General features: G+C 39.5%; 44 protein-coding genes. 43 read left to right on the top strand and 1 reads right to left on the bottom strand.

Translation table 11 applies throughout. The annotated features are described in order from the left end of the window. Positions 1-142: 142 nt before the first annotated feature. Positions 143-1,003 (bottom strand): class I SAM-dependent methyltransferase, encoded by an 861-nt coding sequence (locus tag QZZ35_RS00685; RefSeq protein WP_291235694.1) that lies wholly within the window; start codon positions 1,001-1,003, stop codon positions 143-145. 398 nt (positions 1,004-1,401) lie between these two features. Between QZZ35_RS00685 and rpsJ the strand changes: the two genes are divergently transcribed. The 43 genes from rpsJ (at position 1,402) to QZZ35_RS00470 (ending at position 26,792) form a co-directional block, all read left to right on the top strand. Continuing rightward, the gene (gene rpsJ, locus QZZ35_RS00680; RefSeq protein ID WP_132091730.1) at positions 1,402-1,719 is read left to right on the top strand and encodes a 30S ribosomal protein S10; all 318 of its coding nucleotides are present in this window, start codon (positions 1,402-1,404) and stop codon (positions 1,717-1,719) included. Positions 1,720-1,838: 119 nt separating this feature from the next. Continuing rightward, a complete protein-coding gene (rplC, locus tag QZZ35_RS00675; RefSeq protein WP_291235693.1) occupies positions 1,839-2,468 on the top strand; it encodes a 50S ribosomal protein L3 in 630 nt (209 codons plus the stop codon). 27 nt (positions 2,469-2,495) lie between these two features. Beyond that, a complete protein-coding gene (gene rplD, locus QZZ35_RS00670) occupies positions 2,496-3,116 on the top strand; it encodes a 50S ribosomal protein L4 (protein WP_291235692.1) in 621 nt (206 codons plus the stop codon). Beyond that, positions 3,116-3,415, top strand: coding sequence for a 50S ribosomal protein L23 (gene rplW / locus QZZ35_RS00665; RefSeq protein ID WP_132091739.1), 300 nt, complete (start codon positions 3,116-3,118; stop codon positions 3,413-3,415). Before rplD ends, rplW begins: the two co-directional genes overlap by 1 nt. Positions 3,416-3,489: 74 nt before the next feature. Beyond that, a complete protein-coding gene (rplB, locus tag QZZ35_RS00660; protein ID WP_291235691.1) occupies positions 3,490-4,335 on the top strand; it encodes a 50S ribosomal protein L2 in 846 nt (281 codons plus the stop codon). A 24-nt stretch (positions 4,336-4,359) separates the two neighbouring features. Then, complete coding sequence (rpsS, locus tag QZZ35_RS00655) at positions 4,360-4,638, top strand: 30S ribosomal protein S19 (RefSeq protein WP_132091745.1); 279 nt, start codon at positions 4,360-4,362, stop codon at positions 4,636-4,638. 21 nt (positions 4,639-4,659) lie between these two features. After that, positions 4,660-5,046 carry a 50S ribosomal protein L22 gene (gene rplV, locus QZZ35_RS00650; RefSeq protein WP_291235690.1) on the top strand — a complete coding sequence of 129 codons (387 nt, stop codon included), beginning with the start codon at positions 4,660-4,662 and terminating at the stop codon, positions 5,044-5,046. A gap of 11 nt (positions 5,047-5,057) precedes the next feature. Then, positions 5,058-5,714 (top strand): 30S ribosomal protein S3, encoded by a 657-nt coding sequence (gene rpsC / locus QZZ35_RS00645; RefSeq protein ID WP_291235689.1) that lies wholly within the window; start codon positions 5,058-5,060, stop codon positions 5,712-5,714. Continuing rightward, a complete protein-coding gene (gene rplP / locus QZZ35_RS00640; RefSeq protein ID WP_291235688.1) occupies positions 5,714-6,151 on the top strand; it encodes a 50S ribosomal protein L16 in 438 nt (145 codons plus the stop codon). Before rpsC ends, rplP begins: the two co-directional genes overlap by 1 nt. Further along, positions 6,141-6,350 (top strand): 50S ribosomal protein L29, encoded by a 210-nt coding sequence (rpmC, locus tag QZZ35_RS00635; RefSeq protein ID WP_291235687.1) that lies wholly within the window; start codon positions 6,141-6,143, stop codon positions 6,348-6,350. Before rplP ends, rpmC begins: the two co-directional genes overlap by 11 nt. 21 nt (positions 6,351-6,371) lie before the next feature. Further along, a complete protein-coding gene (rpsQ, locus tag QZZ35_RS00630) occupies positions 6,372-6,626 on the top strand; it encodes a 30S ribosomal protein S17 (protein ID WP_132091760.1) in 255 nt (84 codons plus the stop codon). A 27-nt stretch (positions 6,627-6,653) separates the two neighbouring features. Continuing rightward, positions 6,654-7,022 carry a 50S ribosomal protein L14 gene (rplN, locus tag QZZ35_RS00625; RefSeq protein WP_178040979.1) on the top strand — a complete coding sequence of 123 codons (369 nt, stop codon included), beginning with the start codon at positions 6,654-6,656 and terminating at the stop codon, positions 7,020-7,022. Positions 7,023-7,035: 13 nt separating this feature from the next. Next, positions 7,036-7,341: a 50S ribosomal protein L24 gene (gene rplX / locus QZZ35_RS00620; RefSeq protein ID WP_291235686.1), complete on the top strand. Its 306-nt coding sequence runs from the start codon at positions 7,036-7,038 to the stop codon at positions 7,339-7,341. Between the two features lie 23 nt (positions 7,342-7,364). Next, positions 7,365-7,904, top strand: a complete 540-nt coding sequence (rplE, locus tag QZZ35_RS00615) for a 50S ribosomal protein L5 (protein WP_291235685.1) — start codon at positions 7,365-7,367, stop codon at positions 7,902-7,904. A 15-nt stretch (positions 7,905-7,919) separates the two neighbouring features. After that, positions 7,920-8,105, top strand: a complete 186-nt coding sequence (locus QZZ35_RS00610; protein ID WP_132091769.1) for a type Z 30S ribosomal protein S14 — start codon at positions 7,920-7,922, stop codon at positions 8,103-8,105. Between the two features lie 25 nt (positions 8,106-8,130). After that, entirely contained in the window at positions 8,131-8,532 is a 402-nt protein-coding gene (gene rpsH, locus QZZ35_RS00605) for a 30S ribosomal protein S8 (protein WP_291235684.1), read from the top strand. Between the two features lie 234 nt (positions 8,533-8,766). Continuing rightward, a complete protein-coding gene (gene rplF / locus QZZ35_RS00600; RefSeq protein WP_291235683.1) occupies positions 8,767-9,309 on the top strand; it encodes a 50S ribosomal protein L6 in 543 nt (180 codons plus the stop codon). A gap of 19 nt (positions 9,310-9,328) precedes the next feature. After that, positions 9,329-9,697 (top strand): 50S ribosomal protein L18, encoded by a 369-nt coding sequence (rplR, locus tag QZZ35_RS00595; RefSeq protein ID WP_291235682.1) that lies wholly within the window; start codon positions 9,329-9,331, stop codon positions 9,695-9,697. Between the two features lie 15 nt (positions 9,698-9,712). Further along, complete coding sequence (gene rpsE, locus QZZ35_RS00590) at positions 9,713-10,222, top strand: 30S ribosomal protein S5 (protein WP_291235681.1); 510 nt, start codon at positions 9,713-9,715, stop codon at positions 10,220-10,222. Positions 10,223-10,237: 15 nt separating this feature from the next. Continuing rightward, positions 10,238-10,420, top strand: a complete 183-nt coding sequence (gene rpmD, locus QZZ35_RS00585) for a 50S ribosomal protein L30 (protein ID WP_291235680.1) — start codon at positions 10,238-10,240, stop codon at positions 10,418-10,420. Positions 10,421-10,442: 22 nt separating this feature from the next. Then, complete coding sequence (rplO, locus tag QZZ35_RS00580; RefSeq protein ID WP_291235679.1) at positions 10,443-10,883, top strand: 50S ribosomal protein L15; 441 nt, start codon at positions 10,443-10,445, stop codon at positions 10,881-10,883. Next, complete coding sequence (secY, locus tag QZZ35_RS00575; RefSeq protein ID WP_291235678.1) at positions 10,883-12,196, top strand: preprotein translocase subunit SecY; 1,314 nt, start codon at positions 10,883-10,885, stop codon at positions 12,194-12,196. The genes rplO and secY overlap by 1 nt, the downstream gene beginning before the upstream one ends. 106 nt (positions 12,197-12,302) lie before the next feature. Then, entirely contained in the window at positions 12,303-12,947 is a 645-nt protein-coding gene (locus QZZ35_RS00570) for an adenylate kinase (RefSeq protein ID WP_291235677.1), read from the top strand. Positions 12,948-12,950: 3 nt separating this feature from the next. Beyond that, the gene (map, locus tag QZZ35_RS00565; RefSeq protein WP_291235676.1) at positions 12,951-13,706 is read left to right on the top strand and encodes a type I methionyl aminopeptidase; all 756 of its coding nucleotides are present in this window, start codon (positions 12,951-12,953) and stop codon (positions 13,704-13,706) included. A gap of 15 nt (positions 13,707-13,721) precedes the next feature. Then, on the top strand, positions 13,722-14,024 hold the full coding sequence (locus tag QZZ35_RS00560; protein WP_291235675.1) for a KOW domain-containing RNA-binding protein: 303 nt from the start codon (positions 13,722-13,724) through the stop codon (positions 14,022-14,024). Position 14,025: 1 nt separating this feature from the next. Then, positions 14,026-14,244 carry a translation initiation factor IF-1 gene (gene infA / locus QZZ35_RS00555; RefSeq protein WP_132091802.1) on the top strand — a complete coding sequence of 73 codons (219 nt, stop codon included), beginning with the start codon at positions 14,026-14,028 and terminating at the stop codon, positions 14,242-14,244. 70 nt (positions 14,245-14,314) lie between these two features. Next, positions 14,315-14,428 (top strand): 50S ribosomal protein L36, encoded by a 114-nt coding sequence (gene rpmJ / locus QZZ35_RS00550; RefSeq protein ID WP_003497809.1) that lies wholly within the window; start codon positions 14,315-14,317, stop codon positions 14,426-14,428. Between the two features lie 247 nt (positions 14,429-14,675). Further along, positions 14,676-15,044, top strand: coding sequence for a 30S ribosomal protein S13 (gene rpsM, locus QZZ35_RS00545; RefSeq protein ID WP_291235674.1), 369 nt, complete (start codon positions 14,676-14,678; stop codon positions 15,042-15,044). 25 nt (positions 15,045-15,069) lie between these two features. Then, positions 15,070-15,465 carry a 30S ribosomal protein S11 gene (gene rpsK / locus QZZ35_RS00540; RefSeq protein ID WP_178625922.1) on the top strand — a complete coding sequence of 132 codons (396 nt, stop codon included), beginning with the start codon at positions 15,070-15,072 and terminating at the stop codon, positions 15,463-15,465. Positions 15,466-15,483: 18 nt separating this feature from the next. After that, positions 15,484-16,077, top strand: a complete 594-nt coding sequence (gene rpsD, locus QZZ35_RS00535) for a 30S ribosomal protein S4 (RefSeq protein WP_291235673.1) — start codon at positions 15,484-15,486, stop codon at positions 16,075-16,077. A 65-nt stretch (positions 16,078-16,142) separates the two neighbouring features. Beyond that, positions 16,143-17,102, top strand: a complete 960-nt coding sequence (locus QZZ35_RS00530; protein ID WP_291235672.1) for a DNA-directed RNA polymerase subunit alpha — start codon at positions 16,143-16,145, stop codon at positions 17,100-17,102. A 36-nt stretch (positions 17,103-17,138) separates the two neighbouring features. Next, positions 17,139-17,663, top strand: coding sequence for a bL17 family ribosomal protein (locus QZZ35_RS00525; RefSeq protein ID WP_291235671.1), 525 nt, complete (start codon positions 17,139-17,141; stop codon positions 17,661-17,663). An 89-nt stretch (positions 17,664-17,752) separates the two neighbouring features. Next, a complete protein-coding gene (locus tag QZZ35_RS00520) occupies positions 17,753-18,613 on the top strand; it encodes an energy-coupling factor transporter ATPase (RefSeq protein WP_291235670.1) in 861 nt (286 codons plus the stop codon). Between the two features lies 1 nt (position 18,614). Beyond that, positions 18,615-19,469, top strand: a complete 855-nt coding sequence (locus QZZ35_RS00515) for an energy-coupling factor transporter ATPase (protein ID WP_291235669.1) — start codon at positions 18,615-18,617, stop codon at positions 19,467-19,469. Then, positions 19,466-20,266 (top strand): energy-coupling factor transporter transmembrane component T family protein, encoded by an 801-nt coding sequence (locus QZZ35_RS00510; RefSeq protein WP_291235668.1) that lies wholly within the window; start codon positions 19,466-19,468, stop codon positions 20,264-20,266. Before QZZ35_RS00515 ends, QZZ35_RS00510 begins: the two co-directional genes overlap by 4 nt. Before the next feature lie 14 nt (positions 20,267-20,280). Then, positions 20,281-21,033, top strand: coding sequence for a tRNA pseudouridine(38-40) synthase TruA (gene truA / locus QZZ35_RS00505; protein ID WP_291235667.1), 753 nt, complete (start codon positions 20,281-20,283; stop codon positions 21,031-21,033). A 140-nt stretch (positions 21,034-21,173) separates the two neighbouring features. Next, positions 21,174-21,602, top strand: a complete 429-nt coding sequence (rplM, locus tag QZZ35_RS00500; protein WP_291235666.1) for a 50S ribosomal protein L13 — start codon at positions 21,174-21,176, stop codon at positions 21,600-21,602. A 25-nt stretch (positions 21,603-21,627) separates the two neighbouring features. Further along, the gene (gene rpsI / locus QZZ35_RS00495; protein WP_291235665.1) at positions 21,628-22,020 is read left to right on the top strand and encodes a 30S ribosomal protein S9; all 393 of its coding nucleotides are present in this window, start codon (positions 21,628-21,630) and stop codon (positions 22,018-22,020) included. Positions 22,021-22,270: 250 nt separating this feature from the next. Further along, positions 22,271-23,620: a TrkH family potassium uptake protein gene (locus QZZ35_RS00490; RefSeq protein ID WP_291235664.1), complete on the top strand. Its 1,350-nt coding sequence runs from the start codon at positions 22,271-22,273 to the stop codon at positions 23,618-23,620. A 17-nt stretch (positions 23,621-23,637) separates the two neighbouring features. Further along, complete coding sequence (locus QZZ35_RS00485; protein WP_291235268.1) at positions 23,638-24,285, top strand: potassium channel family protein; 648 nt, start codon at positions 23,638-23,640, stop codon at positions 24,283-24,285. Between the two features lie 23 nt (positions 24,286-24,308). Then, entirely contained in the window at positions 24,309-24,509 is a 201-nt protein-coding gene (locus QZZ35_RS00480; protein ID WP_291235663.1) for a hypothetical protein, read from the top strand. Continuing rightward, positions 24,506-26,101 (top strand): DUF4118 domain-containing protein, encoded by a 1,596-nt coding sequence (locus tag QZZ35_RS00475; RefSeq protein ID WP_291235662.1) that lies wholly within the window; start codon positions 24,506-24,508, stop codon positions 26,099-26,101. Before QZZ35_RS00480 ends, QZZ35_RS00475 begins: the two co-directional genes overlap by 4 nt. Next, on the top strand, positions 26,094-26,792 hold the full coding sequence (locus QZZ35_RS00470; RefSeq protein WP_291235661.1) for a response regulator: 699 nt from the start codon (positions 26,094-26,096) through the stop codon (positions 26,790-26,792). The genes QZZ35_RS00475 and QZZ35_RS00470 overlap by 8 nt, the downstream gene beginning before the upstream one ends. Positions 26,793-26,795 lie beyond the last annotated feature (3 nt).

Here is a 26,795-nt window from a genome sequence, read left to right as displayed (position 1 = left end):
AAGAGATTCTTGAAGCCAAGGGTGGATTTATCTGCAGTGATACGGAAGATTTTGAACCGATGTTTACAGCAGAAACAATTTTATAATAAAAAACAGGAGCCGAGATGAATAAGATTTCAAAGCGGCTCCTGCTGTTTTTTCGTTATTTACTCCATCTTCCGGATGCTCCGCATGGGAGAACAAGACCGTTTCCGGAAACAGGGAGACCGACCTCGTCTGAAACGACATGTCCGCCAAATTTTGGAATGAGTTCTGTTGACAGCATGTAAGTAAGTACTGCCGGCTGAAGTCCTGTTGTATAGGAGTTTACAAGGTAAAATAAGGGATCATCACTGAGCAGTTTTGTGCATAACTGGATAAAAGGGTGAATGTTTGCTTCAATCTTCCATATTTCACCCTTTGGTCCGCGACCGTAGGAAGGAGGATCCATAATGATGGCATCGTAGGTATTTCCACGGCGGATCTCTCGTTCTACAAATTTGATACAGTCATCTACAATCCAGCGAATTGGTGCATCCGCAAGTCCGCTGGAGCGGGCATTTTCTTTCGCCCATGTCACCATGCCTTTGGAAGCATCTACATGAGTAACACTGGCTCCAGCTGCCGCAGCGGCACAGGTGGCACCACCGGTATAGGCAAACAGGTTCAATACTTTGATTGGACGGTTTGCTTTTTTTATGAGTTCGCTGAACCAGTCCCAGTTGGCAGCCTGTTCAGGGAAAAGGCCTGTGTGTTTAAAACTGAATGGCTTCAGGTTAAAGGTCAGATTACCGTAATGAATAGCCCATTGTTCAGGAAGATCAAAAAATTCCCACTGACCGCCGCCTTTGTTGCTGCGGTGATAGTGGCCGTTCATCTTTTTCCAGCCTTTATGATTCTTTGGTGTATTCCAGATAACCTGCGGATCCGGACGAACCAGTAAATATTTTCCCCAGCGCTCGAGTTTTTCGCCGCCGGATGTATCAATAACTTCATAGTCTTTCCAATTATTTGCAATAAACATACGTGCACCTCTTAATGAATTTCTACCTATATAATACATGAGGCATTAATGTTTGTCTATAAATAAAAAAGATGTCGACAGAATTCGACAATCACACAATATGAAATGTTTTTTTGAAAATACAAAAAAAGTACTTGCATATCATTTGAAAATCATGTATAATCACAAATGTTGTGACATTGATAGCTAAGAAGCGAGAGGTTGCTGCAGGCCATGCAGGTGTTCCGTGGAGCGAATGTCAAGTTAGGAAACTGGCGACAAGTCACTGTACAAGGTAACAACAATCTGTTAGAACAGAGATGACGTGTGAGTAGAGATAAGAAGACACACACGGGAGGATGTACAGTCACCGCTTGTCGTACTGAATGTAAAAGTGCGAAAAGGAGGCGACTTTTTTTATGGCAAGTCAAGTAATGAGAATTACGTTAAAAGCGTATGATCACAAATTAATCGATCAGAGTGCTGGTAAAATTATTGAAACTGTAAAGAAAACTGGATCTAAGGTGAGCGGACCTGTGCCGTTGCCAACAAAGAAAGAAGTAGTTACAATTCTTAGAGCCGTTCATAAATATAAAGACTCTAGAGAACAGTTTGAGCAGAGAACACACAAGAGACTGATCGATATCATCACACCAACTCAGAAAACAGTTGATGCATTATCCAGATTGGAAATGCCTGCTGGTGTGTACATCGACATCAAGATGAAAACAAAATAATCAATGATGGAAATTATCCTTAAGTGTTGAGGGCGTATATAGATTAGATTACCGAATCAACGAATCTAGGATGATTGCACATACAGTGTAATCCGCTGTAGATGAAACAGGAGGTAAATATGAAGAAAGCAATTTTGACAACAAAAGTTGGAATGACTCAGATTTTCAACGAAGATGGAGTTTTAACTCCAGTAACAGTTCTTCAGGCTGGACCTTGTGTAGTAACACAGGTTAAAACTGTTGAAAATGATGGATATTCTGCAATCCAGGTTGGATTCGGCGATATCAGAGAAAAATTAGTGAACAAACCTATGAAAGGACATTTTGCAAAAGCAGGTGTTGCTCCGAAGAGATTTGTTCGGGAATTCAGATTAGAAGATGCTGAAAGCTATGCTGTAGGTCAGGAAATCAAAGCCGATGTTTTTGCTGCTGGCGACAAGATTGACGCAACTGCAAAATCTAAAGGTAAAGGCTTCCAGGGTGCAATTAAGAGACACGGACAGTCCAGAGGACCTATGACTCATGGTTCTAAATACCATAGACATGCAGGTTCCAACGGTTCTGCAACAACTCCGGGACGCGTTTTCAAAGGAAAGAAAATGCCAGGACATATGGGTGCTGTAAGAGTCACTGTTCAGAATCTTGAAGTTGTAAGAGTTGACGCTGAACAGAACTTAATCTTAGTTAAAGGTGCGGTACCAGGACCTAAGAAATCTTTAGTAATGATTAAGGAATCAACCAGAGCTTAATAAGCTTTGAGGAAGGAGGACATACAGATGGCAAACGTATCTGTTTATAATATCGAAGGCAATCAGGTTGGCGAGATGGAATTAAGCGATGCAGTGTTTGGTGTTGAAATTAATGAACATCTTGTACACATGGCAGTTGTAAATCATCTTGCTGCAAAACGCCAGGGAACACAGAGCGCAAAAACACGTTCTGAAGTTAGCGGCGGAGGAAAGAAACCATGGAGACAGAAAGGAACAGGTCATGCAAGACAGGGTTCAACAAGAGCTCCACAGTGGACAGGCGGCGGTGTTGTATTTGCTCCGAAGCCAAGAGATTATTCTTTCAAATTAAACAAGAAAGAAAAGAGAGCAGCTCTTAAATCTGCTTTAACATCCAGAGTTGTTGAAAACAAGATCATCGTATTAGACGCATTCAACATGGATGAAATCAAAACAAAGAAATTCAAGGCTGTTATGGATGCTTTAAAAGTTTCCAAAGCATTGGTTGTTGTTGGTGGAGACAACAAAAACGTTGTATTATCCGCAAGAAACATTCCAAGTGTTAAGACAGCTTCTACAGCTACAATTAACGTATATGATATTCTGAAATATGACACATTAGTTATTACTCAGGATGCAGTTGCTACAATCACGGAGGTGTATGCATAATGGCTGATATCAAATATTATGACGTAATCCTTAAACCAGTGATTACAGAAAAAAGTATGAACCAGATGGCTGAGAAAAAATACACTTTCTTAGTGCATCCACAGGCAACAAAAAGCCAGGTAAAAGAAGCTGTTGAAAAAATGTTCGAAGGCACAAAAGTTGCCAGCGTAAACACAATGAACTGCGAAGGCAAAAACAAACGTCGTGGTATGGTTTACGGAAAAACAGCTAAGACAAAGAAAGCAATCGTTAAATTAACAGAAGACAGCAAAGATATCGAAATCTTCGCAGGTCTGTAAAAATTGCAGAAACCCAATAAAATATACGCAAATAAGCGTGACAATAAATCAGGCACTTGAAAGGAGTGAACAAAATGGGTATTAAGACATTTAACCCATATACACCTTCCAGAAGACATATGACCAGCTCTGATTTCGCGGAGATCACAAAATCCAAACCGATGAAATCCTTAGTTGCTAAAAAGAACAAAACAGCTGGACGTAACAATCAGGGAAAAATTACAGTTAGACATCACGGCGGTGGTGCAAAACAGAAATATAGAATTATCGACTTTAAAAGAAATAGAAAAGATAGTATTCCTGCTACAGTAAAAGCAATCGAATACGATCCAAACAGAACAGCAAACATCGCTTTGATCTGCTATGCAGACGGTGAATATGCATACATCCTTGCTCCAAACGGACTTCAGGTTGGTATGACAGTTATGAGCGGTGCTGAAGCAGAAGTCAGAGTTGGTAACTGCTTACCACTTTCTGAAATTCCTGTAGGTACACAGGTACACAACATTGAGTTATATCCGGGCAAAGGTGGACAGCTGGTTCGTTCCGCTGGTAACTCTGCTCAGTTAATGGCTAAAGAAGGAAAATATGCAACTCTTAGATTACCTTCCGGTGAAATGAGAATGGTTCCAATCAGCTGCCGTGCAACAATCGGTCAGGTTGGTAACACAGATCATGAGCTGATTAACATCGGTAAAGCTGGTCGTAAACGTCACATGGGTATCCGCCCGACAGTTCGCGGTTCTGTTATGAACCCTAATGACCATCCACACGGTGGTGGTGAAGGACGTGCACCAATCGGACGTTCTGGCCCAATGACTCCATGGGGCAAACCGGCACTGGGTCTTAAGACTCGTAAAAAGAACAAGAAATCCAATAAGATGATTGTTCGTAGACGCGATGGAAGCATGATTAAATAGGAATAATCTAAGGAGGTAAGACGCATGTCTAGATCATTAAAAAAAGGACCATTTGCAGATGCTAGTTTACTTAAAAAAGTAGACGCTATGAATGCTGCTGGTGACAAGTCTGTTATCAAGACTTGGTCCCGTCGTTCTACAATTTTCCCGCAGATGGTTGGACATACAATTGCTGTACATGACGGTAGAAAACATGTTCCAGTATATGTTACTGAAGATATGGTTGGTCATAAATTAGGAGAATTCGTTGCAACCCGTACTTACAGAGGTCACGGAAAAGACGAAAAGAAAGCAAGACGTTAGTTTGAAAGGAGGCTTTAATCCATGGCTAAAGGACATAGATCCCAGATTAAAAGAGAAAGAAATGCGAATAAAGATACAAGACCAAGCGCAAAAGTATCCTACGCCAGAGTATCCGTTCAGAAAGCGTGCTTCGTTCTCGATGCAATCAGAGGCAAGGATGTAAAAACAGCATTAGCTATTTTGGCATATAACCCAAGATACGCTTCTACAGTTATAGAGAAATTATTGAAATCTGCAATTGCAAATGCAGAAAATAACAATGGAATGAACCCGGACAACTTATTCATTGAAGAGTGTTATGCAGACAAAGGACCTACAATGAAGAGAATTCAGCCGAGAGCACAGGGTAGAGCTTACAGAATCGAAAAGAGAACAAGCCATATTACCATCGTGCTGAATGAGAGATAAGGAGGAAAATCATGGGACAGAAAGTTAATCCTCACGGCCTCAGAGTCGGAATTATTAAGGATTGGGATTCCAGATGGTATGCAGAAGCAGATTTCGCAGACAATCTGGTAGAAGATTATGAAATCAGAAAATACCTTAAAAAGAGATTATACAATTCAGGTGTAGCCAAGATTGAAATCGAAAGAGCATCTGATCGTCTTAAAATCATCATCTATACAGCAAAACCTGGTGTAGTTATCGGTAGAGGTGGTTCTGAAATCGAAAAAGTTAAAAAAGAACTTCAGAAATTTACAGATAAAAAATTATTACTCGATATCAAAGAAGTAAAAAGACCGGAAAAAGATGCACAGCTTGTTGCTGAAAACATTGCAGCACAGTTGGAAAATCGTATTTCCTTCCGTAGAGCAATGAAATCTGCAATGCAGAGAACAATGAGAGCTGGATGCCAGGGTATTAAAACTTCTGTATCCGGACGTCTTGGTGGTGCTGATATGGCTCGTACAGAATTCTACAGCGAAGGTACTATTCCACTTCAGACACTTAGAGCAAACATTGACTATGGATTTGCAGAAGCTGACACAACATATGGTAAAGTCGGTGTTAAAACATGGATCTACCATGGTGAAGTACTTCCAGTAAAGGGAACAAAGGAAGGGAGCGATAAATAATGTTAATGCCAAAAAGAGTTAAACGTCGTAAGCAGTTCCGCGGTACAATGAGAGGAAAGGCAACACGTGGTAATACAATTTCTTATGGTGAATATGGTATCGTAGCTGTTGAGCCAGGTTGGATCAAATCCAATCAGATCGAAGCAGCCCGTATTGCTATGACACGTTACATCAAACGTGGTGGTAAAGTTTGGATCAAAATTTTCCCAGATAAACCAGTAACTACAAAACCTGCTGAAACACGTATGGGTTCCGGTAAAGGATCTCTTGAATACTGGGTAGCTGTTGTTAAGCCAGGCCGTGTAATGTTTGAAATTGCCGGTGTACCTGAAGAAGTTGCCAGAGAAGCTCTTCGTCTTGCAACTCATAAGCTTCCTGTAAAATGTAAAGTTGTTTCTCGCGAAGATTTAGAAGGCGGTGATAACAGTGAAAATTAATGCATATGTAGTAGATTTAAAGAAGAAATCAGTTGCAGAATTAAATAATGAATTAGTAGCTGCTAAAAAGGAACTTTTCAACCTGAGATTCCAGAACGCAACAAATCAGTTAGATAACACAAGTAGAATCAAGGAAGTTCGTAGAAATATTGCCAGAATTCAGACAGTTATCTCTGAAAAGGCTAACGCTGAACAGTAATCTGGAAAGGAGGAATTTGTCGTGGAAAGAAACCTTAGAAAAGTAAGAGTTGGAAAAGTAGTTAGCAATAAGATGGACAAGACAATCGTTGTTGCTATTGAAGACCGTGTAAAACATCCTCTTTATAAGAAGATTGTTAATAGAACTTATAAATTAAAAGCTCACGATGAAGCAAATGAATGTAACATTGGTGATAGAGTAAAAGTTATGGAAACAAGACCATTATCTAAAGATAAGAGATGGAGACTTGTGGAAATCGTTGAAAAAGCTAAATAATTGGTTTTGAATTAAGGAGGTAACGTCATGATTCAACAGGAAACTAGACTTCGTGTTGCTGACAATACTGGTGCAAAAGAATTACTCTGCATCCGTGTATTAGGTGGATCAACAAGAAGATATGCCAACATCGGTGACATTATCGTTGCTTCAGTCAAAGATGCAACACCAGGCGGTGTTGTAAAGAAAGGCGACGTTGTTAAAGCTGTTGTTGTTCGTACTGTAAAAGGTGCACGTCGTAAAGACGGTTCATATATCAGATTCGATGAAAACGCTGCTGTTATCATTAAAGATGACAACAATCCAAAGGGAACTCGTATTTTTGGGCCTGTAGCCAGAGAGTTAAGAGAGAAACAGTTTATGAAGATCGTTTCTCTGGCACCAGAAGTACTGTAAGGAGGCGCCAACTATGATGAAGATTAAAAGAGATGACCTTGTAAAGGTAATCACAGGTAAAGATAAAGGTAAAGAAGGCAAAGTTATTGCTGTAGATCATAAAAAAGGCACTGTTATCGTTGAAGGTGTTAACATGGTCACAAAACATACAAAACCATCCGCTCAGAATCAGGCAGGCGGAATCATCAATAAAGAAGCTCCTATTGATGCATCCAATGTTATGTATGTTCACAATGGAAAAGCAACTCGTATCGGTTTTGCTGAGAAAGACGGCAAAAAAGTACGTGTAGCTAAATCCAATGGCGATATTATCGACTAATCGAGAAAGGAGGCTGTTTAACGGTGAGTAGATTAAAAGATATGTATTACAATGAAATCGTTCCGGCAATGATTTCAAAGTTTGGATATAAAAATGTTATGCAGGTACCAAAGCTTGACAAAATCGTTTTAAACATGGGTGTTGGCGAAGCAAAAGATAATGCTAAAGTTTTGGAATCCGCTGTTAAAGATATGGAAATTATCGCAGGTCAGAAAGTTGTTGTAACAAAAGCTAAAAATTCTGTTGCCAACTTCAAGATCAGAGAGGGTATGGCTATCGGCTGCAAAACAACTCTCAGAGGCGAAAAAATGTACGAATTTGCAGATCGTCTGATCAACCTTGCACTTCCACGTGTACGTGACTTCAGAGGTGTTAATCCGGATGCATTTGACGGAAGAGGTAACTACGCTTTAGGTATTAAAGAACAATTAATCTTCCCTGAAATCGAGTATGATAAAGTTGATAAAGTAAGAGGTATGGATGTTATCTTTGTTACAACAGCTCATACAGATGAAGAAGCTCGTGAATTATTAAGATTATTTGGTATGCCATTTAAAAAGTAGTTAGGAGGGAGATCCATGGCTAAAACAGCGATGAAAATTAAACAGCAGCGCCCACAGAAGTTCTCCACAAGAGAATACAATCGCTGCAGAATCTGCGGACGTCCACATGCTTATTTAAGAAAATATGGCATTTGCAGAATTTGTTTCCGTGAATTAGCATATAAAGGTGAAATTCCAGGAGTTACAAAATCAAGCTGGTAGGAATAAGTGAAAGGAGGAACTTATCATGTCAATGAGCGATCCAATTGCAGATATGCTTACAAGAATCCGTAACGCAAACACTGCTAAACATGATACTGTCGATGTTCCGGCATCCAAGATGAAGGAATCTATCGCTAAAATTCTTTTAGATGAAGGATATATTAAAAGCTACGAAATCCTTGAAGATGGAATAGCAAAAACAATCAAAATTACTCTGAAATACGGTGTAGATAAAAACCAGAAGACAATCAGCGGAATTAAGAGAATTTCCAAACCGGGTCTTCGTGTTTACGCTGGCAAAGATGAGCTGCCAAAAGTTCTTGGCGGACTTGGTATTGCTATCATTTCTACAAACAAAGGTGTTGTAACAGATAAAGAAGCTCGTGCTATGAACGTAGGCGGCGAAGTTATCGCATTTGTTTGGTAATAAAAATGTTTAATGATGGCCGCATGAATGCTGCCTGAATTATATATAAGAGGCCGTTCCTGGACATTAACAAAGATGTGTACGCACAGTTTGGTTTAGTGACAGGAACACTCAACGTCTCCGTAATGGAGAAGTCAAGCCTGGCTGTCAGAGGTGAATCGGCAGAAGCAAGTTGAGACTGAAAACAGAAGAGATCCGGTCTCTTCCGAGAATTTAAGTTAGGAGGAAAAAGGCATGTCACGTATCGGTAGATTGCCAATCGCTATTCCTGCAGGTGTTACTGTAGAAATCGCAGAGAATAATAAGGTTACTGTTAAAGGACCAAAGGGAACTCTTGTAAGAGAATTACCTGTTGAAATGAAAATTGAAAAAGATGGAGATTCCATCGTTGTTTCCAGACCAAATGAATTAAAGAGAATGAAATCTTTACACGGTCTGACACGTACATTGATCAACAATATGGTGATCGGTGTAACAGAAGGTTACAAAAAAGTACTTGAAGTTAACGGTGTTGGTTACAGAGCTCAGAAACAGGGCAAAACACTTGTTTTATCTTTAGGTTATTCACATCCGGTAGAAATGGTTGACCCGGAAGGCGTTGAAACTACATTGGATGGCCAGAACAAAATCATCGTTTCTGGTATTGATAAAGAAAAAGTTGGCCAGTACGCTGCTGAAATCAGAGATAAGAGAAGACCTGAACCTTACAAAGGTAAAGGTATTAAATATGCTGATGAAGTTATCAGACGTAAAGTTGGTAAGACTGGTAAGAAATAATTAAGGAGGATAGCGTAAGATGGTTAAGAAAGTATCAAGAAAAGAAGTTCGAGCAAAAAAACATAGAAGACTGCGTAACCGTTTCTCTGGCACTGCCCAGCGTCCTCGTTTAGCTGTATTCAGAAGTAACAGCCATATCTATGCTCAGATCATTGATGACACTGTTGGTAATACATTGGTAGCTGCTTCTACAGTTGAAAAAGAAATCAAAGCTGGTCTTGAAAAGACAAATGATATGGCAGCAGCAACTGCTGTAGGTACAGCAATTGCTAAAAAGGCTTTAGATAAAGGCATTACTGAAGTCGTATTCGACAGAGGCGGATTTATTTATCAGGGTAAAATTAAAGCTTTAGCTGAAGCAGCTAGAGAAGCTGGATTACAGTTCTAGCAGGGAGGAGAACAGATGAAACGTACAATTATTGATGCTAGCCAATTAGAGTTAACAGAAAAAGTAGTATCAATTAAACGTGTCACCAAAGTTGTTAAAGGTGGACGTAACTTCCGTTTTGCCGCTTTAGTTGTTGTAGGCGATGGCAACGGACACGTTGGTGCTGGCTTAGGAAAAGCAACTGAAATTCCTGAAGCAATCCGCAAAGGAAAAGAAGATGCTATAAAGAAACTTATTGAAGTTCCTATGGATGAGAACAAGAGTATCCCACATGATTATCAGGGTAAATTCGGAAGCGCAAGCGTACTTCTGAAACGTGCTCCTGGCGGTACTGGTATCATCGCTGGTGGTCCAGCTCGTGCCGTACTTGAACTTGCAGGATACAAAAACATTCGTACAAAATCTTTAGGATCCAATAACAAACAGAATGTCGTACTTGCCACAATCGAAGGATTGGGTGCCTTAACGACTCCAGAAGAAGTTGCTAAGAAACGTGGTAAATCTGTTGAAGAGATCTTGGCATAATAGGAGGAGTATAAAATGGCAGATAAATTAAAAATTACTTTAGTTAAATCTACAATTGGTGCAATTCCTAAACATAAAAAAACTGTTGAAGCTTTAGGTTTAAAGAAAGTTAATAAAACTGTTGAGCTTCCGGACAATGCATGTACCAGAGGTATGGTACAGCAGGTTAAACACTTAGTTAAAGTTGAAGAAATTTAATTGTCAGTGAGGAGGTGCACGTATGAATTTATCAGAATTAAGACCTGCAGAAGGCGCTAAACATAGTGATAACTTCAGAAGAGGCCGTGGACACGGTTCAGGAAATGGTAAAACAGCTGGTAAAGGTCATAAAGGTCAGAAAGCTCGTTCCGGAGCAACAAGACCAGGCTTTGAAGGTGGTCAGATGCCATTATACAGAAGATTACCTAAGAGAGGATTCACAAACAGAAACTCTCTGGAAATCGTAGCCATTAATGTGGATGTATTAAATCGTTTTGAGAATGATACAGAAGTTACTGTTGCAACATTAGTTGAAGCAGGTGTAATTAAAAATCCTAAGGATGGCGTAAAAATTCTTGGTAATGGCGAACTTACAAAGAAATTAACAGTTAAAGTTAATGCTTTCAGCGCAGGCGCTAAGGAAAAAATTGAAGCTTTAGGTGGAACAGTAGAGGTGATCTAATGCTTACAACCTTAAAGAATGCATTTAAGGTTAAAGAGATTAAGAACAGAATTCTGTTTACACTTATGATACTGGTTGTCGTGAGATTGGGAGCTCAGCTTCCAATCCCTGGCGTCAGTCGAGATGTGTTTGCTGCATGGTTTGAAGCTCAGACAGGCGGCGCATTTAATTTCTTTGATCAGATGACAGGCGGTGCATTTACACAAATGTCGGTGTTTGCATTGAATATTACACCGTACATTACATCTTCCATTATTATGCAGCTTATGACAATTGCAATTCCTAAATTAGAGGAGATGCAGAAAGACGGCGAAGATGGAAGAAAGAAGATCCGTGAATATACACGATATGTAACCATTGCTTTGGCAGTTATCGAAGGCCTTGCAATGGGTATTGGTTTATATCGCGGCGGTAATCTGATGCACAACAATGTACTGGATATCATCATGGTAACAGCAGCACTTGTTGCCGGTGCATCTCTGGTAATGTGGTTAGGTGAGCAGATTACAGAAAAGGGTATTGGAAACGGTATCTCTATTATTCTTTTAATCAATATTATTTCTACAATTCCGAGTGATTTTAAGTTATTATATGATAAATTCCTCAGTGGAAAGAATATTGTCAAAGCAGGTATTGCCGGAATTATCATTCTTGCAATTATTCTGTTTATTGTTGTATTTGTAGTATATCTGCAGGATGGAGAACGACGCATTCCTGTACAGTACTCAAAAAAAGTTGTTGGACGTAAGATGGTCGGCGGAAGCACATCAAGTATTCCTCTTAAAGTAAATACAGCGGGTGTTATTCCGATTATCTTTGCTTCATCCATCATGTCTTTGCCTGGAATCATTCTTGGTTTTATCGGCAAGACACCGGGCGGTATTCCGGGACATATTTTGGCAGCGCTCAGCAGTTCAAACTGGTGTAAGCCTTCTCAGCCAATTTATTCCATCGGTTTACTGATCTATATTTTACTTGTCGTTTTCTTTGCTTATTTCTATACATCGATTACCTTTAATCCATTAGAGGTAGCAGATAATATGAAAAAGCAGGGCGGCTTTATTCCGGGTATTCGACCTGGAAAACCTACATCTGATTATTTAAATAAAATTTTAAATAATATTATTTTTATTGGCGCCGTTGGTTTAATTATTGTAGCAGTTATCCCTATTTTCTGTGCAGGGGTATTTGGCGTCAATGTATCTTTCGGTGGAACATCTCTGATTATTATCGTAGGTGTTGTACTGGAAACTTTGAAACAGATTGAATCCATGATGCTCGTAAGACATTATAAAGGATTCTTAAATGACTAACAGGTCTGATTAGGGGACACTGTGGTGTGTCCCCTTAACTAAAATATATACTATATATATGAATCATCAGAAGTTGTTGGACATATGATTGGAGGCAGTAATAATTATGAAAATAATTATGTTAGGCGCACCTGGTGCCGGTAAAGGTACTCAGGCAAAAAAAATTGCAGATTTATGCAAGATTCCACATATATCAACTGGAGATATTTTCAGAGCTAATATCAAACAGGGAACAGAGCTTGGCAAAAAAGCAAAAAGTTATATGGATGCCGGAGAGCTTGTTCCGGACGAATTAGTTTGTGATCTCGTTGTTGATCGAATTCAACAAGATGACTGTACCGAAGGGTTTATTCTGGATGGTTTCCCAAGAACAATTCCTCAGGCGGAAGCACTTACAGAAGCCCTTAATGCTATCGAACAAAAGATGGAATATGCATTGAATATTGATGTTCCAGATGAAAATATAATTCACAGGATGGCTGGCCGCAGAGCATGTGTTGGATGTGGAGCAACATATCATTTAGAGTTTGCACCTACAAAGGTTGAAGGCATTTGTGATGTATGCGGTGAAAAGCTGATCCTCAGAGATGATGATAAACCGGAAACGGTTACAAATCGTCTGAACGTATATCATGCTCAGACAAAACCATTGATCGATTACTATGATAAAAAAGGTATTGTTTATACAATAGATGGTACTCAGTCAATGGATAAAGTCTTCAGTGATATTCGTAAAATTTTAGGAGTATAAACAATGGCAGTTACAATCAAGTCAGAACATGAAATTGAGTTGATGCGGGAAGCAGGAAGACTTCTGGCAATCATGCATGAGGAGCTTCATAAAGAAATTAAACCAGGAATGTCCACATGGGATATTGATCATCTGGGAGAAACAATTATTCGAGACTTTGGATGCACTCCAAATTTTCTGAATTACAATGGTTATCCGGCATCAGTATGTACATCCGTTAACAATGAAGTCGTTCATGGCATTCCTTCTAAGAAAAGAATTCTTCAGGAGGGTGACATTATCAGTCTGGATTGCGGATTGATTTATAAAGGTTACCATTCAGATGCAGCCAGAACATGGGGTGTCGGTGAAATTTCAAAAGAAGCTCAGAGACTTATTGATGTAACAAAACAAAGTTTCTTTGAAGGTATAAAGTTTGCAAAAGAAGGAAATCATCTCTATGAGATTTCCAAAGCAATTCAGGATTATGCAGAAGGTTTTGGATATTCAATTGTTCGTGATTTGGTTGGACATGGAATAGGAACCCATCTTCATGAAGATCCGCAGATACCGAATTTCAAGCCGGTGGGCAGAGGCTTAAAACTCCGCGCAGGCATGACCCTTGCTATTGAGCCAATGATTAATCAGGGTGTCTATGATGTGGAATGGCTGGATGATGATTGGACCGTAGTGACAGCTGATGGCGCATTATCTGCACATTATGAAAATACCGTTTTGATCACGAAAGACGGATGTGAAATCTTAACGTTATTAAAATAACAGCAGGTGATGATAATGGCGAATAAAAAAGATATGAATAGATTTCGTCCAGGTCAGATGGCAATGTCGGACGCAGGTCATGATCGGGGAAAACTCTATGTGATTCTTAAAATTGAAGGTGAGTTTCTCTTTCTCGCTGATGGTAAGGGGAGAACTGTTGAAAAGCCAAAGAAAAAGAACGCATGTCATGTGTGTCGGATGAATTACATAGATCCTGAGATTAATGACAGATTAAATAAAAAATGTTCATTAAGTAATGAAGATGTTTTGAAGGCCATTCAGTTTTATGAAATGCGATGCAAGGTAATAGGAGGGTAATATGTCAAAAGCAGATGTTATTGAAGTAGAAGGAACAGTTGTTGAAAAGTTGCCGAACGCTATGTTCCAGGTGGAACTGGAAAACGGACACCGGGTGTTAGCTCATATCAGCGGAAAACTTCGTATGAATTTTATTCGTATTTTACCAGGTGATAAAGTAACCATCGAGTTATCTCCTTATGATTTGACAAAAGGCAGAATAATTTGGAGAGATAAGTAAAAAATCCTTGACTTACGATAATCAGGGGTGCTATAATTGTTCGTGAACGTTTTGAAAGGAGAGATTTCTAATGAAGGTAAGATCATCAGTAAAGCCTATTTGTGAAAAATGTAAAATCATTAAGAGAAAAGGCAGTATTAGAGTAATCTGTGAAAATCCTAAGCACAAACAGAGACAGGGCTAATTGATAAGAAATTAGGCTTGTATTTTAGAGTGCAAAACGATTTTTTCTGACATCAGGAGTCAGAAAGCAAGTATGCGGCTGCAGCGATGAAACACCAGGATGTGTTGTAATCGCTATTATAAATAAATTGAAATTAAGATTGCAGGGCCTGAGCCTGCATATTGTCATGTCTTTTGGTCAAGGAGACAGACGTTAGATAAATAATAAACTAGATTAATGAAGAAAGAACCAGTGGAGGTGCAATTACATGGCTCGTATTAGTGGTGTAGATTTACCAAGAGAAAAGCGTGTTGAAATCGGCCTTACTTATGTCTATGGTATTGGTAGAGTAAGTTCAAATCGTATCCTTAAAGAAGCTAATGTTAATCCAGATACACGTGTTAGAGATTTAACAGACGAAGAAGTAGCCAGAATCAATGCTGTAGTTAGCGAAACTCAGACAGTAGAAGGTGATTTACGTCGTGAAATCGCTATGAATATTAAGAGATTACAGGAAATTGGATGTTATAGAGGTATTCGTCATAGAAAAGGACTTCCAGTTCGTGGTCAGAAAACAAAGACAAACGCAAGAACTCGTAAAGGTCCTAAGAGAACAGTAGCAAATAAGAAGAAATAAGTAACCTAATAGGAGGTTTGGTTCAATGGCTAAAAAAGTTACAAAAAAAGTGACTAAAAGACGTGTTAAAAAGAACGTTGAACGTGGACAGGCACATATTCAGTCATCTTTTAATAATACAATTGTTACATTAACAGATTCCGAAGGAAATGCTCTTTCTTGGGCAAGCGCTGGCGGCCTTGGTTTCAGAGGTTCCAGAAAGTCCACACCTTATGCTGCACAGATGGCAGCTGAAACAGCAGCAAAAGCTGCATCAATCTATGGATTAAAATCCGTTGAAGTTATGGTAAAAGGTCCTGGTTCAGGCCGTGAAGCAGCAATTCGTGCACTTCAGGCATGTGGTATCGAAGTAACCAGCATCAGAGACGTGACACCAGTTCCTCACAATGGATGTCGCCCACCAAAAAGAAGAAGAGTCTAATAGGAGGTTGAATTAGAGATGGCTAGAGATATGGTTCCAGTATTAAAGAGATGCAGAAGTCTTGGTCTCGACCCAATTTATCTGGGTGTTGATAAAAAATCTAATAGACAGTCTATTAGAGGAAACAGAAAAAAGAGTGAATATGGACAGCAGCTTACTGAAAAACAGAAAGCTAAATTCATTTATGGTGTTCTTGAAAAACCTTTCAGAAACTACTTTGCAAAAGCAAGCAAGATGAAAGGTACATCCGGTGAAAACCTGATGGTTCTGCTTGAAACAAGATTAGATAATGTTATCTTCCGTCTTGGTTTTGCCAGAACTCGTAAAGAAGCTAGACAGATCGTTGGACATAAACATGTACTTGTAAATGGAAAACGTGTAAATATCCCATCTTACCAGATCAAAGCTGGTGATACAATTGAAATCCGTGAGAAATCCAAAGGATGTCAGAGATATAAAGATATTTTAGAAGTTACAGGAGCAAGAATTGTTCCAGAATGGCTTGAAGCTGATCAGGAAAACCTTTCCGGTACAGTTAAAGCGCTTCCTACCAGAGAACAGATTGATGTTCCGGTAAATGAAATGCTTATCGTCGAATTGTATTCTAAATAATGATAGCTTTTAGCTAGAGTGTTACCCTCAAAGAAACCTAACCCATTAAAGGAGGGCTAATAATAGTGTTTGATTTTGAAAAACCGAAAATTGAGATTGAACAGATTTCTGAAGATAATAAATATGGACGTTTTGTTGTAGAACCTCTTGAAAGAGGTTATGGAATTACTTTGGGTAATTCATTGAGAAGAATTATGCTTTCGTCTTTACCAGGCTCTGCTGTGAGTCAGGTAAAGATTGACGGTGTTGTTCATGAATTCAGTGCAATTCCAGGTGTTAAAGAAGACGTTGCTGAAATTATTATGAACATCAAGAGTCTGGCAATTAAGAATACAAGCGCAACATCTGAGCCTAAGGTTGCTTATATTGAGTACGAAGGCGAAGGCGTTGTAACGGCAGCAGATATTCAGGTGGATTCCGATGTCGAGATTCTGAATAAGGATCAGGTCATTGCCACTCTGAGCGGCGGTGCAGACTGTAAATTGTATATGGAACTGACCATTACAAAAGGCCGTGGTTATGTAAGCTCTGATAAGAATAAAAATGATGATCTTCCAATTGGTATGATCCCTGTTGACTCTATTTATACACCTGTAGAGAGAGTGAATATGACAGTTGAGAATACACGTGTCGGACAGATTACAGATTTTGATAAGCTTACTCTTGATGTATTCACAAACGGTACATTGGGACCAGACGAGGCTGTAAGTTTGGCTGCAAAAGTATTAAGTGAACATTTGAACCTTTTCATTGACCTTTCTGAAAATGCCAAAACTGCAGAAGTTATGGTAGAAAAAGAAGACAATGAAAAAGAAAAAGTTCTTGAAATGAATATTGATGAATTAGAGTTATCTGTTCGTTCTTATAACTGCCTCAAGAGAGCAGGAATCAATACCGTTGAAGAATTGACGAACAGAACTGCAGAGGATATGATGAAGGTTCGTAATCTGGGACGTAAATCTCTGGAAGAAGTTCTCGCAAAACTTAAAGAACTGGGCCTTCAGTTAAATCCAAGCGATGAATAATCGCAATGTTGAAAGATCGTAGGAGGAGGCTAAATCATGGCAGGCTATAGAAAACTTGGAAGAACTTCCAATCAGAGAAAAGCTTTACTTAGAAATCAGGTTACTGCTTTGCTGAACAATGGCAAGATTCGTACAACAGAAGCTAAAGCTAAAGAAATTCGTAGAATTGCTGAAGGTCTGATTGCTCTTGCTGTTAAAGAAAAAGATAATTATGAAACAGTAACAGTTCAGGCTAAAGTAGCACGTAAAGATAAAGACGGAAAAAGAGTAAAAGAAGACGGAAAAGTTGTTTTTGATACAGTTGAAAAAACAATCAAAAAAGACAATGCATCCCGTTTACATGCAAGAAGACAGATGTTAAAGGTTCTTTTACCTGTAACAGAAGTTCCTGCAGAAGCTGCTGGTAAAAAAGCTGCTACAAAGAAAGTTGACTTAGTTGATAAACTCTTCACAGAAATCGCTCCAAAATATGCTGATCGTAACGGCGGTTACACACGTATCGTTAAAATCGGACAGCGTAAAGGTGATGCTGCGATGGAAGTTCTTATTGAGTTAGTTTAATTCAAAAAGATATTAAGTTAAATAGAAATTAAAAAACACAGGTGTACTGCACCTGTGTTTTTTAGAATCTAAAGAAAGGTTCGAGTCGTATGGGGATTATTAAAGCTGCAAAATTATTTTATGATTATGTGAGTAAGAATGAACATGATGAAATAGAAGATGTGGTTCATGCTGTGGCGGGTGTTGATCTTGATATTGAAGCCGGACAGTTTATTGCTGTTCTGGGGCATAATGGCTCAGGAAAATCAACTTTGGCAAAACAGATCAATGCCCTTCTTTTCCCTACGGGAGGCACATTATGGGTGAAAAATATGGATACAAGCGAACCGGAAAATATGTGGAAAATACGACAGACAGCGGGAATGGTATTTCAGAATCCGGATAATCAGATTATTGCAAGTCTTGTCGAAGAAGATGTTGGCTTCGGACCGGAAAATATTGGTGTACCTACAAAAGAGATATGGAAACGCGTAAATCAGAGTTTAAAGTCTGTTGGAATGATTGAGTATAGTCATCACTCACCAAATAAACTTTCCGGAGGACAGAAGCAGCGTGTTGCAATTGCCGGTGTTATGGCCATGGAACCGGAATGTATTGTCCTGGATGAACCGACAGCGATGTTAGACCCGAACGGCCGAAAAGAAGTTATTGAAACAATCAGGCAATTAAACAAGGAGAAGAAAGTGACAGTTATTTTAATTACCCATTATATGGATGAAGTCGTTCATGCAGATCATGTATATGTAATGGATGACGGAAAAATTGTACTTTCAGGAAAACCTAAAGACGTTTTTTCACAGGTCGAATTGTTAAAAGAACTGCGCTTAGATGTACCTCAGGTAACGGAATTAGCTTATGAGTTAAAACAGGCCGGACTTTCTATGCCGGATGGTGTATTGACAATTGAGGAATTCCTTGAAGCTTTTGAAAAAATAAAGGGCGGTGAGTAACATGGGAATGCGGTTGGAACATGTAAGTTATATTTACAGCCCGGATAATGCTTTCCGGAAACAGGCATTAAAAGATATTAATTTAGAGATTCATGATGGCGAATTCATTGGACTGATTGGTCATACAGGTTCCGGAAAGTCCACGCTGATTCAGCATTTAAATGGACTGATCAGGGCAACGGAAGGTAAAATTTATTATAATGATCAAGATATTTATGCTTCGGATTATCGTATGACGGATCTTCGTAGTCATGTTGGCCTTGTTTTTCAATATCCAGAACATCAGCTTTTTGAAATGACTGTTTTAAAAGATGTATGTTATGGCCCGAAAAATCTTGGACTTAGTGATGATGAGGCCAAAAAAAGAGCAAAAGAGGCTTTAACCATGGTCAGTATAGCTGAAAAAGAATATGAGAAATCTCCTTTTGAGCTTTCAGGAGGTCAGAAACGACGTGTTGCAATTGCCGGTGTTCTGGCAATGCATCCGGATATTCTTGTCCTTGATGAGCCTACGGCGGGACTTGATCCGAAGGGCAGAAATGATATACTTGATCAAATATCCTCACTTCATAAGCAGACGGGTATTACAGTTATACTTGTATCCCATAGTATGGAAGATGTCGCCAAATATGTGGATCGAATCATTGTTATGAATCGAGGGCAAGTATTTATGGACGGCACGCCAAAAGCAATTTTTGATCGTTCAGATGCACTTGAGAGCGTGGGACTTGCAGCACCTCAGGTGACTTATGTTATGCGTTGCCTTCATAGTATTTACCCGGATATGCCGATGGATGCAACGACTGTCGAGGAAGCAAAAACTGATATATTAAAATATCTGGAGGCGGACAAATGATCAGAGATATTACAATTGGACAATATTATCCGGCAAATTCCGTAATTCATCGCCTTGATCCGCGTGTCAAGCTGTTGGGAACCATTGTTTTCGTTGTGACGGTTTTCTTTATCAGTGATTTTATCGGTCTTCTTTTTGCAACTGCAGCTCTGGGAGCAGTAATTGTTATTTCAAAAGTACCTTTAAAGTATATGCTTAAAGGTTTAAGGGCCATATTTATTCTCATGCTTTTTACGGTTTTGCTGAATGTATTTTTAACGCCGGGAGAAGTCATCTTTCAGCTTGGCTTTTTGAAAATTACGATGGAAGGTATTGTTCTTGCGGCAAAAACGGCAATTCGTCTTGTATATTTGATTGTAGGTTCGACGATTATGACATTGACAACAACGCCGAATCATTTGACAGACGGGCTGGAGAAGGCATTAAATCCGCTAAATAAGCTTCATTTTCCGGTACATGAACTTGCAATGACGATGTCGATCGCTCTTCGTTTTATCCCAATTCTTACCGAGGAAACGGATAAAATTATGAAGGCTCAGCAGGCACGATGTGCGGATTTTGAAAGCGGAAATCTGATTCAGAGATTAAAAAGTCTTATACCGATTCTCGTGCCATTGTTTATTTCGGCTATCCGACGTGCCAACGATCTTGCTATGGCGATGGAAGCACGATGTTATCGAGGAGGTATTGGGCGGACAAAGATGAAGCCGCTTGTATATGCAAAAAGAGATTATATTGCTTATGGCATTGTTTTAATCTATGTATTGCTCTGGGCAGCAATGAAGATGTGGTTATAAAAGGATGGATTGCATTGGAAGAAAAGTTAAGAAGAATTAAGCTTATTGTGGCATATGACGGAACAAATTATTGTGGATGGCAGGTACAGCCGAATGGAGTTTCTATTCAATCCGTGCTTCAGCAGCATATTGAGGAATTAACAGGAGAAAAAATCATGCTTACCGGTGCAAGCAGAACGGATTCAGGTGTACATGCGTTGGGGCAGGTGGCTGTATTTGACACAAAAAAAATATGGCCTGCGGAGCGCTTTGTTCCGGCGTTGAACCAAAGACTTCCAAAAGATATTGTGATACAGTCTGCCGAAGAAGTGGAGCCTGATTTTCATCCGAGATATCAGAATACGGTGAAAACTTATGAGTACCGGATACTGAATAGCCGTGTTCCGGTTCCGACAGAGCGGATGTACAGCTATTTTGTTCCTCAGAAACTGGATGTGGAAGCTATGCGTGAAGCAGCTGAGGAGATTTTGGGAAAACATGATTTCCATAACTTTTCTTCGACAAAGACAAAAGTGAAAGATACTGTTCGTACGATTACAGATATAAGTCTGAAAAAAGAAGGCGATATGATTTATCTGCGAATTACAGGTGATGGTTTTCTTTATAATATGGTCCGTATTATTGTCGGAGGACTTTTAAAAGTCGGTTTTCATAAAAAAACAAAAGAGGATATTCGCAGAAGTCTTGAATCGGAGGAACGGTATGTTGTAGGTTCAACAGCACCGCCTCAGGGTTTAACCCTTGTAAATATTGAATATTTAGAATAAAAACACTTGACAGAGGTTTTCCTTTGCCATATAATATTTAATTGTGACGATACGTCTAAAAATGTGAAATCCAAAGCCCCGGTAAGTAGCATTTATAAGAGAATATATTGATGAATGAGTACATTAAGGAGGTTCCAACCATGAAAAGTTACATGGCTAGTCCGGCAACTATCGAAAGAAAATGGTATGTCGTTGATGCTACAGATAAGACATTAGGCCGTTTATCTTCTCAGATCGCAAGCGTTTTAAGAGGAAAAAATAAACCAACATATACACCAAGCATGGATACAGGCGATTATGTAATCGTTGTTAATGCAGATAAAATCAAAGTTACAGGTAAAAAGATGGATCAGAAAATGTATTACAGACATTCTGATTATGTAGGTGGTATGAAAGAAGCTACATTAAAAGAAATGATGGCTAAAAAACCTGAAGATGTTATTAAATTAGCAGTAAAAGGTATGCTTCCAAAGGGACCACTTGGAAGACAGATGATTAAAAAACTCCATGTTTATGCTGGACCTGAACATGCACATGCAGCTCAGAAACCAGAAGTACTGGAATTCTAAATAATATCGGAAGGAGAGAAGAACATTGTCTAGTGTAAAATATTACGGAACAGGAAGAAGAAAGAAAAGTATCGCAAGAGTATATCTTGTACCTGGAACAGGCAATATCACAATCAACAAAAGAGATATTGACAATTATTTAGGACTTGAAACATTAAAAGTTATCGTTAGACAGCCATTAGTTGCTACAAATACATCTGATAAATTTGACGTGATCGTTAACGTTCACGGCGGTGGATTTACAGGACAGGCTGGTGCTATCCGTCATGGTATCGCAAGAGCTCTTCTGAAAGCAGATAACGATTACAGACCAGTTCTTAAGAAAGCTGGATACTTAACACGTGACCCACGTATGAAAGAACGTAAAAAATACGGTCTCAAAGCAGCTCGTAGAGCACCTCAGTTCAGCAAACGTTAGTCTTTGCGATTGTTGCGAGCAGTGCAAATTCAAAACAAATACGCCCAGGAATGTTTACATTCTCTGGGCGTTATTTTTGCATAGGAAAGTTTGAAAAAATTACAAAAGTGTCTATGGACTTTGTCCCGTAGACACTTTTTTCTTTATACAATCTTAATACAAATAAGACTGATTTTAATAAGGACTTTATGTGGGGTGTGTGATAATAAAACTGGATAAATAGTTTATACGGGGGATATGACGTATTTTTATGGGTACTTCAATGAGAAAAAAACATATTTCTTCATTTCAGATTATTATATTTGGGTTTTTTATGGTTATTTTCATTGGAAGTCTGATTTTAATGCTTCCATGGGCAACACAAAGCGGACAGAGTGCTTCCTTTGCTGATGCTTTGTTTACGTCAACTTCGGCCGTGTGTGTTACGGGATTGATCGTTCAGGATACGGCAACCTACTGGTCGGAATTTGGCCAGTTCATTATTCTCATCTTAATACAAATTGGAGGACTTGGCGTTGTAACAATGGCTGTCTCTTTTGCTGTATTATCGGGAAGAAAGATTGGGCTTATGCAGAGAAGTACGATGGCGGAAGCCATTTCTGCGCATCAGGTCGGCGGCATTGTACGTTTGACAGAATTTATTTTAAAAACCACATTTGGTATTGAATGTCTGGGTGCGGTTGTCATGTTTCCTGTGTTTTATAAAGAATTTGGATTCATAAAAGGTATTTGGTATGCAGTTTTTCATTCGGTTTCCGCCTTTTGTAATGCCGGGTTTGATCTGATGGGAATAAAATCGCAATTTTCTTCTTTGACATCCTATGCCGGACACCCGGCCATAAATTTTACGATTATGTTCCTGATTATTATCGGAGGTATCGGATTTTTGACATGGGGAGAGATGCGTGCAAAAAAATTTAAATTTAAAAAATATCGATTGCAGGCAAAAGTTATTTTAACGTCTACACTCATTTTGATTATTGTTCCGGCACTTTTTTTCTTCTTTTATGAATTTTCTTTAGACAGTTGGAAAAATATGTCTTTTGGAGAGCGGATATTAGGCGCTTTATTTCAGTCAGTTACACCGCGAACAGCAGGATTTAATACATTAGATCTGGCGGCTTTCAGTGAGACCGGACAGGCGATGATCATTTGTTTAATGCTGATCGGGGGATCTCCGGGGTCAACGGCAGGCGGTATGAAAACAACAACGGCAGCAGTGCTTGTTCTGTCGGCAGCAGCGGTATTTGCCCATAGAGACAGTGCATCCTGTTTTGGACGGCGTATAACGGATGATATAATTAAAAATGCGTCTACAATTTTGCTGATGTATCTTATTTTGTTTTTGACCGGGGGAATGGTTATCAGCTGTATTGAACACTTGCCAATACTGATCTGTCTTTTCGAGACAGCTTCTGCAATTGGAACAGTTGGACTTACACTGGGAATCACACCACAGCTGAGCTTAATATCACGACTTATTTTAATCGGACTCATGTTTTTTGGACGCGTAGGCGGATTGAATTTAATATTTGCGGCAGTTTCAGGAAAACATGTTTACGCATCAAAATTGCCGAAAGAAAAGATTACTGTCGGTTAAGAGGGAAGGGGATAAAAATGAAGTCCATTTTATTAATCGGATTGGGACGTTTTGGAAGAAATATTGCGATAAAGCTGGATCAGCTGGGACATCAGGTTATGGCAGTTGACCGTATTGAAGAACGGGTAGATGCGGTTTTGCCCTACGTGACGAATGCTCAGATCGGGGACAGTACAAATGAAGATTTCTTATCGTCATTGGGTGTCAGCAATTTTGATGTTTGCATTGTAGCTATCGGTGATGATTTTCAAAATTCCCTGGAAACCACGTCACTTTTAAAAGAACTCGGTGCTAAACTGGTTGTTTCCAGAGCCGCGAGGGATGTTCATGCGAAATTTCTCCTGAGAAACGGTGCGGATGAGATTGTTTATCCGGAGAAGCAGCTGGCTGTATGGACAGCAATCCGCTATAGTTCCGATCACATTTTAGATTATATTGAATTAACTGGAGATTATGCTATATTCGAGATTTCTGTTCCAAAAGAGTGGGTTGGAAAAACTGTCGGGGAGTTGGATATCCGGCAGAAATACAGTATTAACATTATGGCTCTGAAGGATAATGGCGAATTAAATATGAAGCTGGGAGCGGATACAAGATTCGGGGAAAATCAGAGCATGCTCGTTTTGGGAAATAATCACGATATATACAAATGTTTCCATATTTGATAAGGTGGAAAAGAGGTCATTCTATGCAGGAAATTTTTTTAGTCGGAATTCTCGTCTTGATTGGAATTGTCGGTTATTATATTATAGAAAAAGTGGGAAGATATCTTGAGGAATGTGCAAAGATGAAAATGGATGATCATTATCCGGTTACAGATCAGCAAAAGACATCCGGTAAGATATCGGATCCTGCGAAAATCAAAATGAAAGAGAAGAATTACGGATGAAAGAAAAAAGCCGATTGAATTATAGCTGGGTAGATGATCTGATACATAGAAATATGGATGAGAAGAACTATCTGGAGTTCAGTCTGAGTGATCTTTTGAAAGCGGTATTGATTTTGCTTATATCAACATTCGTGGGAATCGTATTCAGGCGTTTTGGATTTACGGAAGCCAATATTATTATGGTCTATATCTTAGGGGTGATTTTGACAGCGTTAGTGACAACGCATCAGATTTATAGTCTGGTGATGTCACTGGTCAGTGTCTTTCTGTTTAATTTTTTCTTTACAGAACCAAGATTTACCCTTTTAGCTCATGATATAGGCTATCCCATTACATTTTTAATAATGTTTTTTGCGGCATTCGTGACAAGTTCGCTTGTTGTTCGTCTGAAAGAGCATGCTAAACAGTCATCTGAATCGGCATATCGGACACAGATTTTGTTGGAAACAAGTCAGCTTCTTCAGCAGGTGAAGGAAAAAGAAGAGATTATTCAGGTGACAGCGGGTCAGATGCTTAAACTTCTGAATCGGAGTGTTGTAATTTATCTTGAAGATAAGGAAAGTCTTGGAAATGCCCAGGTGTTTAGGGTTAACGATCGTATTCCGGAAGATACGCTGACAGACAAAAGTGAAAAAAAAGTAGCCGAATGGGTATTGAATAATAATGAACGGGCAGGATCGGGAACGGATCTGTTTGCAGATGCAAGATGCCTGTATCTGTCTATTCGAATCAATGAGCAGGTTTATGGAGTAGCTGGGATTGATGTGGCTGAAAAACCGCTGGATACTTTTGAAAAGAATCTTATGCTTTCGATTCTTGGCGAGAGTGCTCTTGCTCTGGAGAGTGAAAAGAATGCGAGGGAGAAAGAAGAAGCAGCAATTCTGGCAGAGAATGAACGGCTCAGAGCCAATCTTTTAAGAGCCATATCCCATGATCTTCGAACACCCCTCACCGCCATCTCAGGGAATGCCAGTAATCTGATGAGTAATGGGGCAATGTTTGATGAAGAGACAAAGCAGCAGCTTTATGCGGATATTTATGATGATTCTATGTGGCTGATCAATCTTGTTGAAAATCTTCTGGCAGTTACGCGTATTGAAGATGGTCGTATGCAGTTAAAATTAACGACGGAGCTTATGGATGAGGTAGTCACAGAGGCCTTGTCTCATGTTCATCGCAAGAAGGGGGAACATCCGATCCACGTTGTCAGTAGGGAAGATTTTTTATTTGCAAAAATTGATGCACGTCTGATGGTTCAGGTTATTATCAATCTGGTTGATAATGCGGTAAAATATACGCCTCCTGAAACGGAAATTGAAATTCGAATGGAAAAAAAGGAAGATAAGGTCATCCTGTCAGTGAGAGATCAGGGACCGGGAATACCTGATTCCTATAAGTCTCATGTCTTTGATATGTTTTTTACCGGAGAAAATAAAATATCTGATAACAGACGAAGTCTTGGTCTGGGACTTGCACTTTGTAAATCGATTGTAAATGCTCATGGTGGGGAGATATGCGTATCGGATGCGGTTCCCCATGGAGCAGTCTTTACATTTTCATTACCTGCGGGGGAGGTGCAGCTGCATGAATAAAATGTGCATACTGGTTATTGAGGATGATGCTTCTGTCAGAAATTTAATGACAACAACACTCAAAGCGCATGATTATCGTTACTTGACGGCATCTACCGGCGAGACAGGAATTATGGAGGCTTCTTCACATAATCCGGACGTGGTCCTTCTTGACCTGGGTTTGCCGGATATGGACGGGATTGAAGTCATAAAAAAGATACGGACCTGGTCAAACATGCCGATTATCGTTCTGAGTGCAAGAAGTGAGGACTCTGATAAAATAGAAGCTCTGGATATGGGAGCGGATGATTATCTGACAAAACCTTTTTCAGTGGAAGAGTTGCTGGCACGTCTTCGGGCAACTCAGAGGCGTCTTGCGGTTTTACAGGGAGATACAGTCTCCAATGAACCGATTTTTATAAATGGCGATTTGAAGGTGGATTATGCCGCCGGCTGTGTTTATCTTGGAGAGGAGGAGCTGCATCTGACGCCAATCGAATATAAGCTGCTTTGCCTTCTGGCACAGAATGTAGGTAAAGTGCTTACACACACATTTATTACCCAGAAAATATGGGGAAGCAGCTGGGACAGCGATGTGGCGTCGCTTCGCGTGTTTATGGCTACTTTGCGTAAAAAGATTGATCGGGATAAAAATGCGCCTCAGTATATTCAGACCCACATAGGTGTGGGATATCGGATGATAAAGGTATAGAGC

The sequence above is a fragment of the Frisingicoccus sp. genome (genome assembly GCA_016298055.1).
Lineage (GTDB): Bacteria > Bacillota > Clostridia > Lachnospirales > Lachnospiraceae > Frisingicoccus.
The sequence above is the reverse complement of the archived record's forward strand: the minus strand, read 5'-3'. Positions and strand labels throughout refer to the sequence as shown.